Here is a 15,747-nt window from a genome sequence, read left to right on the forward strand (position 1 = left end):
GCTACTCCCGGCCGGCCGACAGGTGGAAGGAGCGATCCCCGTGAGGCTCCTTACACGGAGGTTCTCGACCTGGTGATCCGTTCGTCACGTACGGCGTACTCCCGCGCGCCGGGCACAGCCCGGTCGTCCGGTCCGGGGGCGGCCGGCCGGTGCCGGGCCAGCAGCAGAGCGGTGCACAGGCCCCAGCCGGCACAGACCACCAGCAACACCCGTTCCAGCCCGGCCACCAGGTCGCCCTGGCCCACCGTCAGCAGGCCCAGCGCGACCACCCCGGCCACCGGCAACGCCACCACCCCGGCGATCCGGCCCACCCGGCGCAGCCCCGGCGTCGCCGGCCGGAGGAACCCGACCACCAGCATGGCGAGCACCGTCACCCCGGCCGCCACGATGCTCGCCCCGGCGTGCACCAGGTCGGCCCGCGTCGCCGCCTCGAACGGCGGCAGCGGACACCCGGCGCTGCACGTCACCGCGCCGGAGACCACCGTGCCGGCCGCGCCGGCCAGCAGCAGGCCGGCCGCGAGCCGCAACGTCACCGGCAGCGCCGCGGCCAGCGACAACAGCGCCGCCGCCAGGGCGAACACCCCCATCCGGTACGTCGAGGCGAAGGCGCTGTCGCTGACACCGGCCTCGCTGACGTACCCGCGCCACGGGCCACCCGGACCGGCCCCGACGGCGACGGTCACCGCGACCGCGCCGAGCAGCACACAGCCGGCGGCGACCCGGCCGGCGACGGCGCGGGCGGCCTCAGGCACGGCCGTGCGGGGTGAGCCAGCCGGACGTGTCCGGGCCCACCGGCACCACCCCGGTGGGATTGATCTCACGGTGCGTGGCGTAGTAGTGCCGCTTGATGTGGTCGAAGTCCACCGTCTCGCCGAACCCCGGGGTCTGGAACAGATCCCGGGCGTACGCCCAGAGCACCGGCATCTCGGTCAGCTTCTGCCGGTTGCACTTGAAGTGCCCGTGGTACGCCACGTCGAAGCGGACCAGGGTGGTGAACAGCCGCACGTCCGCCTCGGTGATCGCGTCACCCATCAGGTACCGCTGCCCGGCCAGCCGCTGTGACAACGCGTCCAGCCGGGCGAACAGCGCCGCGTACGCCTCGTCGTACGCCTGCTGGGAGGTGGCGAAGCCGCACCGGTACACGCCGTTGTTGACGTCGGTGTGGATCTCGGCCATCAGCGCGTCCAGCTCGGGACGCAGCGTCACCGGGTACAGGTCGGGGGCGTCCGGGGCGTGCAGGCGTCGCCACTCGGTGGAAAGGTCGAGGGTGAGCTGCGGATAGTCGTTGGTGACCACCCGGCCGGTGAGCGTGTCCACCAGTGCCGGCACGGTCACCCGGCCCGTGTAGTCCGGGTCGGTGGCGAGGTACGCCTCGGACAGGAAGCCGATGCCCAGCGCCGGGTCGAAGCCGTCCGGGTCGAGGGTGAACCGCCAGCCGCGTTCGTCGCGGATCGGGTCGACAGTGCCCAGCGAGATCACCCCGTCCAGGCCGAGCAGACCGCGCACGATCATGGCCCGGTGCGCCCAGGGGCAGGCCCGGCACCAGATCAGCCGGTACCGGCCGGCCTCCAACGGCCAGCGCCCCTGGTCGTCCGGCCCACCGCCCTCGGGCGAGGTGGAGTGCGGGGTGACCCGGCCGGTGAACCGGTTGGGCTGGCGGACGAACGCCCCACCACCGGAGGTCTCTGCACTGAACTGGGCCCGGGTCATGACGCCAACCTATCCGGCGTCCGCCCGCCGGGCCGGCGTCACGGGCCGCCCCGGCCGCCATCCGGCTCGGGAGGGTCGGCGCAACCCCCGGCCGGGGGCCGTCCGGCACGGGCGTGGATATCCTGACGGCCGGCGTCCCTGTGATCCGGGCGACGCCGGCACCGCCAGCCCCTTCCCACCCCCGAAGGACGTGCGTCGATGACCGTGGCCTACCTCGTGTCCGGAGTCCGTACCCCGATCGGCCGGTACGCCGGCGCCCTCGCCGGGGTACGCCCCGACGACCTGGCCGCCCACGTGCTGCGCGAACTGGTCGCCCGGCACCCGGCGGTGGACTGGTCCCGGGTCGACGACGTGGTGCTGGGCTGCGCCAACCAGGCCGGTGAGGACAACCGCAACGTGGCCCGGATGGCGGCGTTGCTGGCCGGCCTGCCACAGGAGGTGCCGGGCAGCACCGTCAACCGGCTCTGCGGCTCGGGCCTGGACGCGCTGGCCATCGCCGCCCGCGCCGTGGTGGCCGGCGAGGCCGACCTGGTGCTCGCCGGTGGCGTGGAGAGCATGAGCCGGGCCCCGTTCGTCATGCCGAAGGCGACCACCCCCTACTCCCGCGCCGCCGAGGTGTACGACACCACTCTCGGCTGGCGGCTGGTCAACCCGCTGATGGCGGCCGGCTGGGGCACCGACTCGATGCCGGAGACCGCCGAGAACGTGGCCGCCGAGTTCGGCGTCGACCGGCGGGCCCAGGACGAGTTCGCCCTGCGCTCCCAGCAGCGGGCCGCGAAGGCGCAGGCCGACGGCCGGTTCGCCGAGGAGATCGTGGCGGTGACCGTGCCCGCCGGCCGGCGGGAGACGAAGCTGGTCGAGGTCGACGAGCACCCCCGGGAGACCTCGCTTGCGAAGCTGGCCGCGCTGCCCACCCCGTTCCGGTCCGGCGGCACCGTCACCGCCGGCAACTCCTCGGGCCTCAACGACGGCGCGGTGGCCCTGCTGGTCGCGTCCGAGGCGGCGGTGGCCCGGTACGACCTCACCCCGCTCGCCCGGATCAGCGGCGCGGCGGTGGCCGGCGTACCGCCCCGGATCATGGGGATCGGTCCGGTGCCGGCCACCCGTCGGCTGCTCGGCCGGCTCGGCGTCGCCCTGGCCGACGTGGACGTGGTCGAGCTGAACGAGGCGTTCGCCGCGCAGGGGATCGCGGTGCTGCGCGAGTTGGGCCTGCCGGAGGACGCCGAGCACGTCAACCCGAACGGCGGCGCGATCGCCCTGGGGCATCCACTGGGGGCCAGCGGGGCCCGACTGGCGTTGACCGCCGCCCTGGAGCTGCGTCGCCGGGGTGGCCGGCGGGCCCTGGCGACCATGTGCGTCGGGGTCGGCCAGGGCATCTCGCTGCTGCTGGAATCCGTGGACTGAGCCCGGCGGGTCGACCGGCGTCGAGTGGGCCCGTCGACCGGGCCACCGGCCGGTGGGAATGCCCGGGGACCGGCCGACCGGCCGACGCCGGGTGCCCGGGCGGCGCCGGGTGCCCGGCCGGCTGGCCGAGCCGGGAGGTGGAGGTGTCACCGTCGGGTGTGCGGGTGGCAGCCCAGGGTGACGGCGGGGCGTCCGGGTTGTTCGCGCCGCCCGGCCGGCCACAGATCGGGGTCAGCTGATCTCCCGTACCTGGGCGGACGGGCCTAGAGTGGTCAGCACCACACGATCCGCGGGTCGGCCGGTACGGCTCCGCGTGCCCGCGCACGCCGTCGACACCGGTGCCCTCCCGCACCGCGGCGACGAACTGGGGGCCAGACAGCGATGCAGACGCCGGACGGACTTCCCGCCGAGATCGACCTGAGCCGGCCCAGCGCCGCCCGGGTCTACGACTACTTCCTCGGCGGCGCGCACAACTTCGAGATCGACCGGCGGCTCGCCGAGCAGATCGCCAGCATGACCCCGAACCTCGCCGACACCATGCGGTCCGGTCGGGAATTCCTGCGCCGCGCGGTCCGGGTGCTGCTCGACGCCGGCATCGACCAGTTCCTCGACATCGGCTCGGGCATCCCCACCGTGGGCAACGTCCACGAGGTCGCCCAGGCCGCCGACCCGCAGGCCCGGATCGTCTACGTCGACATCGACCCGGTCGCCGTGGCGCACAGCCGGGAACTGCTCGCCGGCAACGACCGGGCCGTCGCCGTGCACGCCGACCTGCGGGAACCGAAGCTGATCCTGGACGAGGCCCGCGCCAGCGGCCTGATCGACTTCGACCGTCCCCTGGGCATCCTGCTCGCCGGGGTCGTGCACTTCGTCCCCGACGCCGACCGGCCGGCCGACATTCTCGCCACCCTCCGGGCCGCCGCCGCACCCGGCAGCTTCCTGGTCGTCTCGCACTCCACCTTCGAGGACCAGCCCCAGGAGATGCTCGACGCACAGCGCCTCTCGGCGCGTACCGACACCGAGATCACGCTGCGGTCCCGCGCCGAGATCACCGGCTTCTTCGGGGACTGGACGTTGCTCGAGCCCGGCGTGGTGCACATGCCGCTGTGGCGGCCCGACTCTCCGTCCGACGTGGACGAGCACCCCGAGCGGTTCGGGGCGTTCGGCGGCGTCGCCCGGTACGACCGCACAGCCGGCTGAGTCGACCATGTCCGCCGTTCCGGACCCCGGCGGCACCGACGCGGCCCGTCCGGGTGCCCAGGGCTACGCCGCCGACTGGGCCCGGGCGGTACGCCGGCTCGGGTTCGTGCCGATGAGCGCGGACGAGACCGAGCGGCTGCTGCTCGTGCACACCGTACGGCTGGCGCAGGCCCTGCTCGCCGAGGATTTCTCCGCCACCCCGGCGGAGGAGGTGGGCCGGGCGCTGGTGGAGGCGCACCTGACCGAGCCGCGCATCCTCGACTGGTCGGTGCGGGCGCTCGGCGAGCAGTTGCCGCAGCGGGTGCTGCCCCCGGTGGACCTGCCGCCCGATCTGCCCGCCCGGGTGGCGGCGGTGCAGGGTGGGCTGGCCGCCGGATTCGGTCGGGCGCTGCGCGACCGTACCTTCAGTCAGCAGGAGCGGATCGCCCGGTCGGCCTGGCAGGCCCGGGACGCGGTGGAGCGGGCGCTCCGTGACAGCGAGGCCCGGTTCCGGGCGGTCTTCACCGGCGCGGCCATCGGCATCGGCATCGCCGGCATCGACGGCCAGATCATCGACGTCAACCAGTCGTTCGCCGACATGCTCGGTTACAGCCGGGAGGAGCTGCGGCAGACCAACGTGTCGTCGCTGTTCCACGCCGAGGACGCGGCCGGCATGTGGGAGCTGTACCAGGAGCTGATCGAGGGCAAGCACGACACCGTCCGGGTGGAGAAGCGCTACTACCGCAAGGACGGCACCGTCGTGTGGACGGACCTGGCCGTCTCGCTGATCCGGCACGACGACGGCCGCCCCCGGTTCACGGTCGCGATGATCGAGGACATCACCCAGCGGTACGAACTCCAGCAGCGGCTGCGTTTCCAGGCGCTGCACGACCCGCTGACCGGCCTGCCCAACCGGACGTTGTTCTTCGAGACCCTCGGTCAGGTCTTCGCCGACGCCGGGCCGGAGCAGCGGATCGGCGTGTGTTTCCTGGACCTCGACGGCTTCAAGGCGGTCAACGACAGCCTCGGCCACGACCTCGGTGACCGGCTGCTGATCACCATCGCCCGGCGGCTCTCCGACTGTGTCATCGGTCAGGGGCACCTGGTGGCCCGGATGGGCGGCGACGAGTTCGTCATCCTGGTCAACGAGGGCGAGGGCATCGACGACGCGGTCGGCGTCGCCGAGTTGGCGCTGGCCGCGGTGGCCGCCCCGGTGCTCGTCGGCGACCACCAGCTCGCCGTCTCGGCCAGCATCGGGGTGGTCGAGTGCCCGGCCAGCGAGACCAGCGTCTCCGAGCTGATGAAGGCCGCCGACACCACGCTGTACTGGGCCAAGGCCGAGGGCCGGGGCCGCTGGGCGGTGTACGACCCGGAGCGCAGCGCCGCCGACATCGCCCGGTCCGCGCTGGCCGCCGGCCTGCCGGCGGCCCTGGACCGGGGCGAGTTCGTGGTCCACTACCAGCCGATCGTCTCCCTGCTGGACGGCTCGATGATCGCGGTGGAGGCCCTGGTCCGGTGGGCCCATCCGGAGCTGGGCCTGGTCGGCCCGGACCGCTTCATCGGGCTGGCCGAGGAGACCGGGCTGATCGTCCGGCTCGGCGAGTGGGTGCTGCGGCAGGCGTGCCGCGACGCCCGGGCCTGGCACCGCGAGTTCCCCGAGGCGAAACTGGTGGTCAGCGTCAACCTGGCCGCCCGGCAGGCCGACGACCCGGCCATCGTGGACACCGTCGCCAGCGCGCTGAGCCGCACGGGCCTGCCGGCGGAGCTGTTGCAGCTGGAGCTGACGGAGAGCGCCGTGATGGGCACCGCCGGGGAGCCGTTACGGTCGCTGCACCGGCTGGCGGACCTGGGCGTACGACTGGCCATCGACGACTTCGGCACCGGCTACTCCAACCTGGTCTACCTGCGGCGGCTGCCGATCCACTGCCTGAAGCTGGCCGGCCCGTTCGTCGAGGGCATCCGGGGCGGCGACGACTCCCCGCCCGACCACCGCGACGAACGGATCGTCGACGCCCTGGTCCGGTTGGCGCACGCGCTGGAGCTGTGGGTGACCGCCGAGGCGGTGGAGACCGGGGAGCAGGCCGAACGGTTGCGGGCGTTGCGCTGCGACACCGGGCAGGGCCGCTGGTTCGGCCCACCCGCCCCGGCGGACCAGATCACCGCCCGCCTGCGCGGGGCGACGACGGAGTGACCTGCTCCCCGGCCGGTTCGGGGGCGTCGTCGGCGGCGCGGTGGTGCCCGGCGGGGCGTGGTCGTCCGGGGTGAGGCGTGGTCGTTCGGGATGGGGCGTGGTCGTTCGGGGTGGGGCGGCCGGGAGCGGCCGGTCGGGTACGGGTGGCCGGCGGGGAACCCGCTGCTCTGGCATGGTGAGCGACGTGACCGGGACGGGACCGGGTGGGGGAGAGGTGGCGGGGTGAGCCTGACCGATGGTGGGGCGGCGGTCTCGGTGGTCGCGGCGATCGCGATCGTGGCCGGACTGGCCGGGGTGGTGGTGCCCGGTCTGCCGGCGCTGCCGCTGTGCTGGGGCGGGGTGCTGCTCTGGGCGGTCTTCGGCGACGCCGGGCCGGGCCGCTGGGCGGTGCTCGGCGCGGCCACCGTGGTCGCCGCCGCCGGTGCCGTGATCAAGTACGCCTGGCCGGGGCGCAACCTCAAGCGCACCGGGGTGCCGACGTCGTCGCTGCTCGTCGGGGGCCTGCTCGGGCTGGTCGGGTTCTTCGTCATCCCGGTGATCGGCCTGGTGATCGGCTTCGTCGGCGGGGTGTGGGGGGCCGAGCGGCTGCGGTTGGGCAGCAACCAGCTCGCCTGGCCGGCCACGGTGCAGGCGTTGAAAGCGGCCGGCCTGTCGATGATGGTGGAGTTCCTGGCCGGCCTGGTGATCGCCGCCCTCTGGGTCGCCGGCCTCCTGCTCACCTGACCACCCACGGGGGGCGGCCGACAAGATCGACCCAACTGAGTCGATCAAGATGCGGCGGGCCGGCGATGGTCGGGAGAAGGTCAGGCAGCAGGGTCGATCTGCTTGGCCAGGTCGACGAACGCCTGCCAGGTGTCCGGCGCGAAGGTCAGGGTCCCGCCGTCGCGGTCCTTGGTGTCCCGCACCAGGACGACGCCGGGCAGGTTGTCGGCCACTTCGACACACGAGCCGCCGTTGTTGCCGCTCCTGGTGCTCTTGCGCCATTGTGCGCCGGTCAGGTCCATGATTCTGCCGCTTCCCTGATCAGGTTTAGAGATTGGTTTCGGGAGAGGGCCTCTCCCCTGATCCGTTCCCACCTTCGACTGAGGGTAGCAACGTCCGTAGCCTCATTGAGGATCTGCGCGGGTGCCTGACTGTCGACGTGAGCAACGTGCTCGCCGCTGGGCAGCTCAGCGATGATGAAGCCACCCCCAAGCCCTGGATACATGCCGATGTCTTTTGGCACGATGTGCACCTGCACCATGGGGAGGGCTGCGCAGTGGGCAAGTTGCTCGATCTGTTCCCGCATCAGCCCACGGTCGCCGTAGACCGACTGGTACAGCACGCCTTCGAAGATCACGGCGACGAACAGGGGTGGTCGGTCCCTGCGTAGGACGGCCTGTCGCTCGATGCGCGAAGCCACGAGATCGTCCATCTCTCCAGTGGTCAGCGCCTCCCCGGCGAGGGTCGCCCGCGCGTACGCCTCGGTTTGGAGTAAGCCCGGTATCCAGCAGTGTTCGAACCAGCGCAGGGCCAAGGCTTCGCGCTCCCAGTCGACCCATTTTCTCAGCCACTGTGGCTCGCGGCGCTTGAGGACATCGGGCCATAGGTCACCAACGTCCCGGCCGAGGATCGCGGCCACGGTCACCCGTCGGCGCGGTTGCGGCACACGTCCCGGGGATATCCACCGCGCTGCCGTCTTGGGGTCGACCCCTGTTTGAGCGGCAAGACTCTCTGCTGTCTCGCCGGCCTCGGCCATGGCCTCCTGAAGCGCGTGGTTCATCCCGCCTCCATCGTGGATGTCACGAACGTCCCTGAGCATAGATTAACGTCGTGTACTGATCCCGTCGCTCTGGGCAAGGTTGCCTCAGGTGGGTCGGCTCTGACGGGACGGTGTCGGGGCCGACTTCGCGGGGGCCGCTCCCTTTCTGGCCAGTGGGAGCGGCCCCTTCCCAGGCACGCGAGGAGGTCGACATGAAGGGTTCGGTCATGTGGTGGAGGATCATGAGGACGCCGCCCCGCCGGGTGCTCGGGAGCGTCAAGCGGTTCCTGCGGTCGCCTGACCTGATCGACAATGAGACGCAGGCCGCTGCGCCGTGGGGGCGGTGATGGTGGTGGTCCGTCCGCCCGTCCCGCACGTCGCGATGCGTCCGCTGTGGCGCTGCCGCAACTGCGGCCGGCAGTGGCCCTGCCAGCCGGCCAAGCTCGCGCTGCTCACCGAGTACCGGCACGACCGGATGTCCCTGCTGATCTATCTCGGCACCCTGATGCACGAGGCCACCAACCAGCTCACCCAACTCCACCCGGCCCACCCGCCCACCGGCATGACCGAACGCTTCCTGTCCTGGGCCAGGGCCCGGGGCTGAGGGATTTACCAGGGGCGGTCGGCGGCAAGAGCGACTCGCGTGGGCCGAAGTGGTGCTGTCCGTGCCCGGCGGATTCCGCAACATCGACCCAGGCGGGTGGATCGGGGCGGGAGTGGGTGGCGGAGCGGGACGCCCGTCGGGTACGGCACGACGCCGTACGTGAGAGAGAGGTGGACGCCCCGCGCCGCCGTGGTGCCGGGCTCCTGCCGAGCGCCCGGCGTCGGCCCGTCGCGATCGGGCCTGGTCACGGGCTCAAGCATCCGTCGGTGCCGGCCCCGGGGCAACCCGATTACCGCCCGCCGGGGCGACCTGACCACCGCCCCGCCAGGGGTGACGCGAATTAACGAGTTCGGCACCGGCGACGGATTGACCGTGGTGATCGGCGGGACGAGACTCGGGCGCACTCGCACCGGGACCACCCGGGCAGTACCGGGTACCACCTCAGGGAGGTGTGCTGTGGCCACAACGCCCCCGCCGACCACCGGGCAACCGCCGACCGCCGGGAACGGGCAACCGCCGACCACCGGGCAACCGCACGCGCCGGACGACGACGCCCGACGACTCGCCGAACTCGGCTACCAGCAGGAGTTGCACCGCACGTGGAGCGGCTTCTCCAACTTCGCCATCTCGTTCTCGATCATCTCGATCCTGGCCGGCTGTTTCACCACCTTCGGGCAGGCGTGGAACAACGGCGGGCCGGTCGCCATCTCCTGGGGCTGGCCACTGATCTCGCTGTTCATCCTGATCATCGGGTTCTGCCTGGCCGAGCTGGTGTCGGCGTACCCGACGGCCGGGGGGATCTACTGGTGGGCGGCCAAGATGGGCAGGCCGGTGCACGGCTGGTTCACCGGCTGGCTCAACCTGATCGGCCTGGTCGCGGTCACCGCGTCGGTGGACTACGGCTGCGCCACCTTCCTCAACCTGACCCTGTCGGCGCTCTTCGACGGGTGGGAGGGGACGCTGCGGCAGGCGTTCGTCCTGTTCGTGATCATCCTGGCCCTGCACGCGCTGATCAACATCTTCGGGCACCGGATCATCGACGTACTCCAGAACGTGTCGGTCTGGTGGCACGTGGCCGGCGCCGCCGCCGTGGTGGCCATCCTGCTGCTGGTGCCCGACCGGCACCAGAGCTTCCAGTTCGTGTTCACCGAGCGGTTCAACAACTCCGGGTTCGGTGACGGCGACACCGGCGGGTTGACGTTCTGGTTCTACGTGCTGCCGCTGGGATTCCTGCTCACCCAGTACACGATCACCGGATTCGACGCCTGCGCGCACGTGTCCGAGGAGACCCGGGGCGCGTCGCAGGCCGCCGCCAAGGGGTTGTGGCGGTCGATCTTCTATTCGGCGGTGGGCGGGTGGATCCTGCTGCTGGCGTTCCTGTTCGCCGCCACCGACGTGGACGCGATCAACGCGGCCGGCGGATTCTCCGGCGCCATCTTCGAATCCGCGCTGACCCCGTTCTTCTTCAAGACGGTCATCATCATCTCCACCATCGGGCAGTTCTTCTGCGGAATGAGCTGCGTGACCTCGATGAGCCGGATGACGTACGCGTTCAGCCGGGACCGCGCGGTGCCCGGCTGGCGGCTGTGGTCCAAGGTCGACCGCAACGGCACCCCGGCCAACGCGATCATCGGGGCGACGCTGGCCGGCCTGGTGCTCACCCTGCCGGCGCTCTACCAGAGCGACGGCGTCCCGGTCGCCTTCTACGCGGTGGTGTCGGTGGCGGTGATCGGCCTCTACCTGTCCTTCGTCATCCCGATCGCGCTGCGGCTGAGGATGGGCGACCGGTTCGAGCCTGGGCCGTGGACCCTGGGCCGGAAATACAAACTGTTCGGCTGGATCGCGGTGGTCGAGATCGTGATCATCTCGGTCTACTTCGTGCTGCCGATCGTGCCGGCCGGGGTGCCCGGCAACCCGGAGTTCAGCTGGTCGGCGGTGAACTACGCGCCGCTGGCCGTCGGCGGGGTGCTGCTCGGGGTCGGCATCTGGTGGTACGCCTCGGCCCGGACGTGGTTCACCGGCCCGCGCCGGACGGTCGACGTACCGGCGGCACCGGCGGCGGACGCCGCACGGGTCGACGGGCCGGCCTGACCACCAGCCCTCCGGGGCGACGACGGACAGCCCCCGGCCGGAGCCCTGAAGGGTTCCGGCCGGGGGCCGCCCGGCGACCGTCAGAGGTACGCGCTGTTGCTGAGGGTGAGCGGGATGAAGGTGGTCGGGCCGCCGTAGTTCCAGGTGATGAAGGCGTCCGCGCCCGTCTTGTACTCGCCGGTGGACCGGGGGTACTCGGTGTCGACGGTGCCGAGGACGGTGCTGTAGGCCGTCTTGGTGTTGTAGGTGACCTGCGTGTTGTAGCGGAACAGGGCGACCTCGACCTGGATCGCGTAGACGGGATAGGTGCACTGCACCGACGCCAGGCCCTCCTCACCGCCGCCGTACGGGCCGCCGTAGTAGACGAACGGGGTGCTCGGGGTCAGCGTGCAGGTGACGGTGATGGAACCGACGGTCCCCGTCACCGAGGTGGAGGCGAGGGTGCCGGAGGAACCCGCCGACACGCCGGTGGCTCCGGTGGACAGCGGCGCGAGGCGACCGGCCCGCGTGCCACCGGTGGCGGACGATCCCGCCGCCGGCTGCGCGGCGTCGGCACCGGCGGTGCGGGGGGCTGCCTGGGTCGGGCCGGCCACCGCGAGCAGCGCGGCGGAAACGGCGATCGCCACCAGGGCGGCGAGGGCCCGGGGCTTCCCACTGGGACGTACTCTCGTCATTACGCGTCCTTTGGTGCGTCGTGATGGAGCAGTTCGGGTGTTTCTGGGTCGGCCGGCCCGGTGCGACCGAGGGGCCGAACATCCACGCTCCGGTGACCTGTCGACGCATTGCGCGCGAATACGCGGCAGGTCAGGGGAAGTGGTCGTGCGGATCGGCCGACGAAGTGCCGTGCGTCGCACCGGCCGGCTCAAATTCTGGCAAGGGTTCCAACTTTCACGCAAGGTCGCCGTGCGATTACCGATCGGTGTGGCCGGCTATGTGTCCGAACGGATGAGTGGCGTGTCGCGGCGCTTCTTTCCCGCCTTTGGGAAGAGCATTTCCGTCGTTGTGCGTACGACAATTTCCGCTCGTTTCGCGCGTCGGGGTCGCGTCCGGCTCCGGGCCACGGGCGGGCCCTCGCAGGCCGGGCCGCCGTCTCCGGACCGGGTCCGACCGGGCACCCCGGGTCAGGGGTTTGCCGGCCCGCCCGGACGGGGCATTGACGGTGATCCGCTAGGCCCGGTAGACCTTGGTGATGGAGGCGCACGGATGAGGAAAGCCCCGCTCACGTTGGAACAGCTCCGGGTCGCCGTCGCCGATGGCGAGATCGACACGGTGGTGCTCGCCCTGACCGACATGCAGGGCCGCCTGCAGGGCAAACGGTTCCACGCCCCGTTCTTCCTCGACCAGGTGGTGGCCAACGGCAGCGAGGGCTGCAACTACCTGCTCGCGGTGGACGTCGACATGAACACCGTCGACGGGTACGCCATGTCGAGCTGGGAACGCGGCTACGGCGACTTCGCCATGCGCCCCGACCTGTCCACCCTGCGCCGGATGCCGTGGCAGCCGGGCAGCGTGCTGCTCCTGGCCGACCTGGAGTGGCTCGACGGTTCCGGCCCGGTGGTCGCCTCGCCCCGGCAGATCCTGCGCCGGCAGCTCGACCGGCTGGCCGACCACGGGCTGACCGCGTACGCCGGCACCGAGCTGGAGTTCGTCCTCTACCGCGACTCGTACGAGGAGGCGTGGCGGCGCGGGTACCGCGACCTCACCCCGGCCAACCAGTACAACGTGGACTACTCGCTGCTGGGCACCGCCCGGGTGGAGCCGCTGTTGCGGCGCATCCGCACCGAGATGGCCGGCGCGGGGCTGACCCCGGAGAGCGCCAAGGGCGAGTGCAACCTCGGCCAGCACGAGATCGCGTTCCGTTACGACGAGGCGGTGGCCTGCGCCGACCACCACGTGATCTACAAGAACGGGGCGAAGGAGATCGCCGCCCAGGAGGGCGTGTCGATCACGTTCATGGCCAAGCCCAACGCGCGGGAGGGCAACTCCTGCCACATCCACTTCTCGCTGCGCGACGTCGACGGCCGCTCGGCGATGCTCGGCGACGGGCCGGCGCAGCTCAGCGTCACCGGGCAGCGGGTGCTGGCGGGGCTGCTCGCCACCATGCGGGAGATGAGCGTGCTGTTCGCCCCCAACATCAACTCCTACAAGCGTTACCAGCCCGGCTCGTTCGCGCCGACCGCGCTGCGCTGGGGCACCGACAACCGCACCTGCGCGCTGCGGCTGGTCGGGCACGGGCAGGGGATGCGGGTGGAGAACCGGGTGCCCGGCGCGGACGTCAACCCGTACCTGGCGATCGCCGCCCTGGTCGCGGGGGCGGTGCACGGCATCGAGCAGGAGCTGGAGCTGGCCGACGAGTGCACCGGCAACGCCTACGACGACCCGGCCGCCGAGCGCGTCCCACCCACCCTCCGCGACGCCCTGACCCTCTGGCAGAACTCCGACATCGCCCGGTCGGCCTTCGGCGAAGAGGTCCACGCCCACTACGCCAACCAGGCAAAGGTCGAGCTGGCCGCCTTCGACGCCGCGGTAACCGACTGGGAACTGACCCGTGGCTTCGAACGCCTCTGACCCCCACCCCCCGTCTGCGTCGATCTTGGAGTTGTGGTGGACGATGTGTGGCGGTATGTGGTCTATGCGGGCCACCACAACTCCATGATCGACGGGGAAAGGGGTGGGGCGTGACGCGGGTGGTCGATCCGGCCAGCGGGGATGTGGTGGCGGAGGTGGGGGCCACCGGGGCGGGGGAGGTGGATGCGGCTATCTCTCGGGCGGCTGGTGCGTTCGAGGGGTGGTGTCAAGTTGCGCCGGGGGAGCGGGGGCGGGTTCTGCGGCGGTTCGCCGGGCTGGTGGACGCGCACCTGGAGGAGTTGGCCCAGCTGGAGGTGCGCAACGCGGGGCACACCATCGGTAATGCGCGGTGGGAGGCGGGCAACGTCCGTGACGTGCTCGACTACTACGCGGGGGCGCCGGAGCGGCTGACCGGGCAGCAGATCCCGGTGCCCGGGGGTTGGGACGTCACCTTCCACGAACCGCTCGGCGTGGTCGGGGTGATCGTGCCGTGGAACTTCCCGATGCCGATCGCCGCCTGGGGTTTCGCCCCGGCGCTGGCCGCCGGCAACACGGTCGTGCTCAAACCGGCCGAGTTGACCCCGCTGACCGCGCTGCGCCTGGCGGAGTTGGGGCGCGAAGCCGGCCTGCCGGAGGGGGTGTTCACCGTGCTGCCCGGCCGGGGCGACGTGGTCGGCGAACGGTTCGTCACCCACCCGGCCGTGCGGAAGGTCTGCTTCACCGGCTCGACCGAGGTGGGCACCCGGATCATGGCCGGCTGTGCCGCCCAGGTGAAGCGGGTCACCCTGGAGCTGGGCGGCAAGAGCGCCAACCTGGTCTTCGCCGACGCCGACCTGGAGAAGGCGGCGGCCACCGCGCCGTACGCCGTGTTCGACAACGCCGGGCAGGACTGCTGCGCCCGCTCCCGGATCCTGGTCCAGCGCCCGGTCTACGACCGGTTCCTGGAGTTGCTCGAACCGGCGGTGCGGGCGCTGCGGGTGGAGGACCCGGCCGCCGAGACCGCCGAGATGGGCCCGCTGATCTCCGCAGCCCACCGGGACCGGGTCGCCGGCTACCTCGACGGCGCGACTGTCGCGTTCACCGGCACCCGGCCCGACGGCCCCGGCTTCTGGCACGCCCCGACGGTGCTGCTCGCCGACTCCCCGGCCGACCGGCACTGGCGGGAGGAGATCTTCGGGCCGGTCGTCTCGGTGCTCCCCTTCGACGACGAGGCCGACGCGGTCCGGCTCGCCAACGACACCGAGTACGGCCTGTCCGGCTCGATCTGGACCCGGGACGTCGGGCGGGCGCTGCGGCTGGCCCGCGCGGTGCAGGCCGGCAACCTGAGCGTCAACTCGCACTCCTCGGTGCGCTACTGGACCCCGTTCGGTGGGATGAAGCGTTCCGGGCTCGGCCGTGAGCTGGGACCGGACGCGCTGCACGCCTTCACCGACGTCAAGAACGTCTTCATCAGCACAGAGGAGTGAGGCGCGTGCAGGGTCGGTTACAGGACCGGGTCGCCGTGGTGACCGGGGCGGGCAGCGGGATCGGGTTGGCCACCGTGCGGCGGTTCGCCGCCGAGGGGGCCCGGGTGGTCTGCGTCGACATCGACGACGAGGCCGGCGGGCGGGCCGCCGAGGAGGTCGGCGGCGAGTACGTGCACACCGACGTCGCCGACGAGGCGGCCGTGCGGGACCTCTTCGACGGGGTCGTGCAGCGGCACGGCCGGGTCGACGTGGCGTTCAACAACGCCGGCATCTCCCCGCCCGACGACGACTCCATCCTCGACACCGGCCTGGACGCCTGGGAACGGGTGCTGCGGGTCAACACCACGAGCGTCTACCTGTGCTGCAAGTACGCGATCGGGCACATGCGCCGGCAGGGCAAGGGCTCGATCGTCAACACCGCCTCGTTCGTGGCACTGATGGGGGCGGCCACCTCGCAGATCGCGTACACCGCGAGCAAGGGCGGGGTGCTGGCGATGACCCGGGAGCTGGGCGTGCAGTTCGCCCGGGAGGGCATCCGGGTCAACGCGCTGTGCCCCGGCCCGGTCGCGACCCCGCTGCTGATGGAGTTGTTCGCCGCCGACCCGGAGCGGGCCGCCCGTCGGCTGGTGCACGTGCCGATGGGCCGGTTCGGCGCACCGGAGGAGATCGCCGCCGCGGTGGCGTTCCTGGCCAGCGACGACGCGTCGTTCATGACCGCCGCGCAGTTCGTGGTCGACGGCGGCATCACCGGCGCGTACGTCACCCCGCTGTGACCGGTTCCGCCCGGCCCGGC

General features: G+C 72.0%; 15 protein-coding genes. 10 read left to right on the forward strand and 5 right to left on the reverse strand.

The annotated features are described in order from the left end of the window. Nucleotides 1-50 precede the first annotated feature (50 nt). Nucleotides 51-752 carry a DUF998 domain-containing protein gene (locus JQN83_RS23290; protein WP_208569283.1) on the reverse strand — a complete coding sequence of 234 codons (702 nt, stop codon included), beginning with the start codon at nucleotides 750-752 and terminating at the stop codon, nucleotides 51-53. Continuing rightward, nucleotides 745-1,710, reverse strand: a complete 966-nt coding sequence (locus JQN83_RS23295; protein ID WP_208569284.1) for a glutathione S-transferase family protein — start codon at nucleotides 1,708-1,710, stop codon at nucleotides 745-747. Before JQN83_RS23295 ends, JQN83_RS23290 begins: the two co-directional genes overlap by 8 nt. Before the next feature lie 198 nt (nucleotides 1,711-1,908). Here JQN83_RS23295 and pcaF point away from each other — a divergent pair, with 198 nt between their 5' ends. The 4 genes from pcaF to JQN83_RS23315 all read left to right on the forward strand — a co-directional run bounded on the left by pcaF (nucleotide 1,909) and on the right by JQN83_RS23315 (nucleotide 7,207). Continuing rightward, nucleotides 1,909-3,114, forward strand: a complete 1,206-nt coding sequence (gene pcaF, locus JQN83_RS23300) for a 3-oxoadipyl-CoA thiolase (RefSeq protein WP_208569285.1) — start codon at nucleotides 1,909-1,911, stop codon at nucleotides 3,112-3,114. A gap of 381 nt (nucleotides 3,115-3,495) precedes the next feature. After that, nucleotides 3,496-4,314, forward strand: a complete 819-nt coding sequence (locus tag JQN83_RS23305; protein ID WP_208569286.1) for an SAM-dependent methyltransferase — start codon at nucleotides 3,496-3,498, stop codon at nucleotides 4,312-4,314. A 7-nt stretch (nucleotides 4,315-4,321) separates the two neighbouring features. Beyond that, complete coding sequence (locus JQN83_RS23310) at nucleotides 4,322-6,484, forward strand: putative bifunctional diguanylate cyclase/phosphodiesterase (protein ID WP_208569287.1); 2,163 nt, start codon at nucleotides 4,322-4,324, stop codon at nucleotides 6,482-6,484. Between the two features lie 222 nt (nucleotides 6,485-6,706). Continuing rightward, nucleotides 6,707-7,207 carry a DUF456 domain-containing protein gene (locus JQN83_RS23315; RefSeq protein ID WP_208569288.1) on the forward strand — a complete coding sequence of 167 codons (501 nt, stop codon included), beginning with the start codon at nucleotides 6,707-6,709 and terminating at the stop codon, nucleotides 7,205-7,207. Nucleotides 7,208-7,287: 80 nt separating this feature from the next. Here the strand turns inward: JQN83_RS23315 and JQN83_RS23320 are convergent, their stop codons facing one another. Then, nucleotides 7,288-7,482 carry a DUF397 domain-containing protein gene (locus JQN83_RS23320; protein WP_208569365.1) on the reverse strand — a complete coding sequence of 65 codons (195 nt, stop codon included), beginning with the start codon at nucleotides 7,480-7,482 and terminating at the stop codon, nucleotides 7,288-7,290. Next, nucleotides 7,479-8,246: a DUF5753 domain-containing protein gene (locus tag JQN83_RS23325; protein WP_208569289.1), complete on the reverse strand. Its 768-nt coding sequence runs from the start codon at nucleotides 8,244-8,246 to the stop codon at nucleotides 7,479-7,481. Before JQN83_RS23325 ends, JQN83_RS23320 begins: the two co-directional genes overlap by 4 nt. A 191-nt stretch (nucleotides 8,247-8,437) precedes the next feature. Between JQN83_RS23325 and JQN83_RS33295 the strand changes: the two genes are divergently transcribed. The 3 genes from JQN83_RS33295 (at nucleotide 8,438) to JQN83_RS23335 (ending at nucleotide 10,920) form a co-directional block, all read left to right on the forward strand. After that, nucleotides 8,438-8,572, forward strand: coding sequence for a valine--tRNA ligase (locus tag JQN83_RS33295; protein ID WP_244253045.1), 135 nt, complete (start codon nucleotides 8,438-8,440; stop codon nucleotides 8,570-8,572). Then, nucleotides 8,572-8,829, forward strand: a complete 258-nt coding sequence (locus JQN83_RS23330; protein WP_208569290.1) for a flavin reductase — start codon at nucleotides 8,572-8,574, stop codon at nucleotides 8,827-8,829. Before JQN83_RS33295 ends, JQN83_RS23330 begins: the two co-directional genes overlap by 1 nt. Before the next feature lie 456 nt (nucleotides 8,830-9,285). Beyond that, the gene (locus JQN83_RS23335) at nucleotides 9,286-10,920 is read left to right on the forward strand and encodes an amino acid permease (RefSeq protein ID WP_307799615.1); all 1,635 of its coding nucleotides are present in this window, start codon (nucleotides 9,286-9,288) and stop codon (nucleotides 10,918-10,920) included. Nucleotides 10,921-11,000: 80 nt separating this feature from the next. Here JQN83_RS23335 and JQN83_RS23340 read toward each other — a convergent pair whose 3' ends face one another. After that, a complete protein-coding gene (locus tag JQN83_RS23340; RefSeq protein ID WP_208569291.1) occupies nucleotides 11,001-11,594 on the reverse strand; it encodes a hypothetical protein in 594 nt (197 codons plus the stop codon). Nucleotides 11,595-12,123: 529 nt separating this feature from the next. Between JQN83_RS23340 and JQN83_RS23345 the strand changes: the two genes are divergently transcribed. The 3 genes from JQN83_RS23345 to JQN83_RS23355 all read left to right on the forward strand — a co-directional run bounded on the left by JQN83_RS23345 (nucleotide 12,124) and on the right by JQN83_RS23355 (nucleotide 15,727). Continuing rightward, nucleotides 12,124-13,488 (forward strand): glutamine synthetase family protein, encoded by a 1,365-nt coding sequence (locus tag JQN83_RS23345; protein ID WP_208569292.1) that lies wholly within the window; start codon nucleotides 12,124-12,126, stop codon nucleotides 13,486-13,488. A gap of 119 nt (nucleotides 13,489-13,607) precedes the next feature. Next, nucleotides 13,608-14,954, forward strand: coding sequence for an aldehyde dehydrogenase family protein (locus tag JQN83_RS23350; RefSeq protein WP_307799636.1), 1,347 nt, complete (start codon nucleotides 13,608-13,610; stop codon nucleotides 14,952-14,954). Between the two features lie 5 nt (nucleotides 14,955-14,959). Next, the gene (locus JQN83_RS23355; protein WP_208569294.1) at nucleotides 14,960-15,727 is read left to right on the forward strand and encodes a 3-oxoacyl-ACP reductase; all 768 of its coding nucleotides are present in this window, start codon (nucleotides 14,960-14,962) and stop codon (nucleotides 15,725-15,727) included. The last annotated feature ends 20 nt before the right edge of the window (nucleotides 15,728-15,747 follow it).

This window comes from Micromonospora antibiotica, assembly GCF_017599305.1.
Taxonomy (GTDB): domain Bacteria; phylum Actinomycetota; class Actinomycetes; order Mycobacteriales; family Micromonosporaceae; genus Micromonospora; species Micromonospora antibiotica.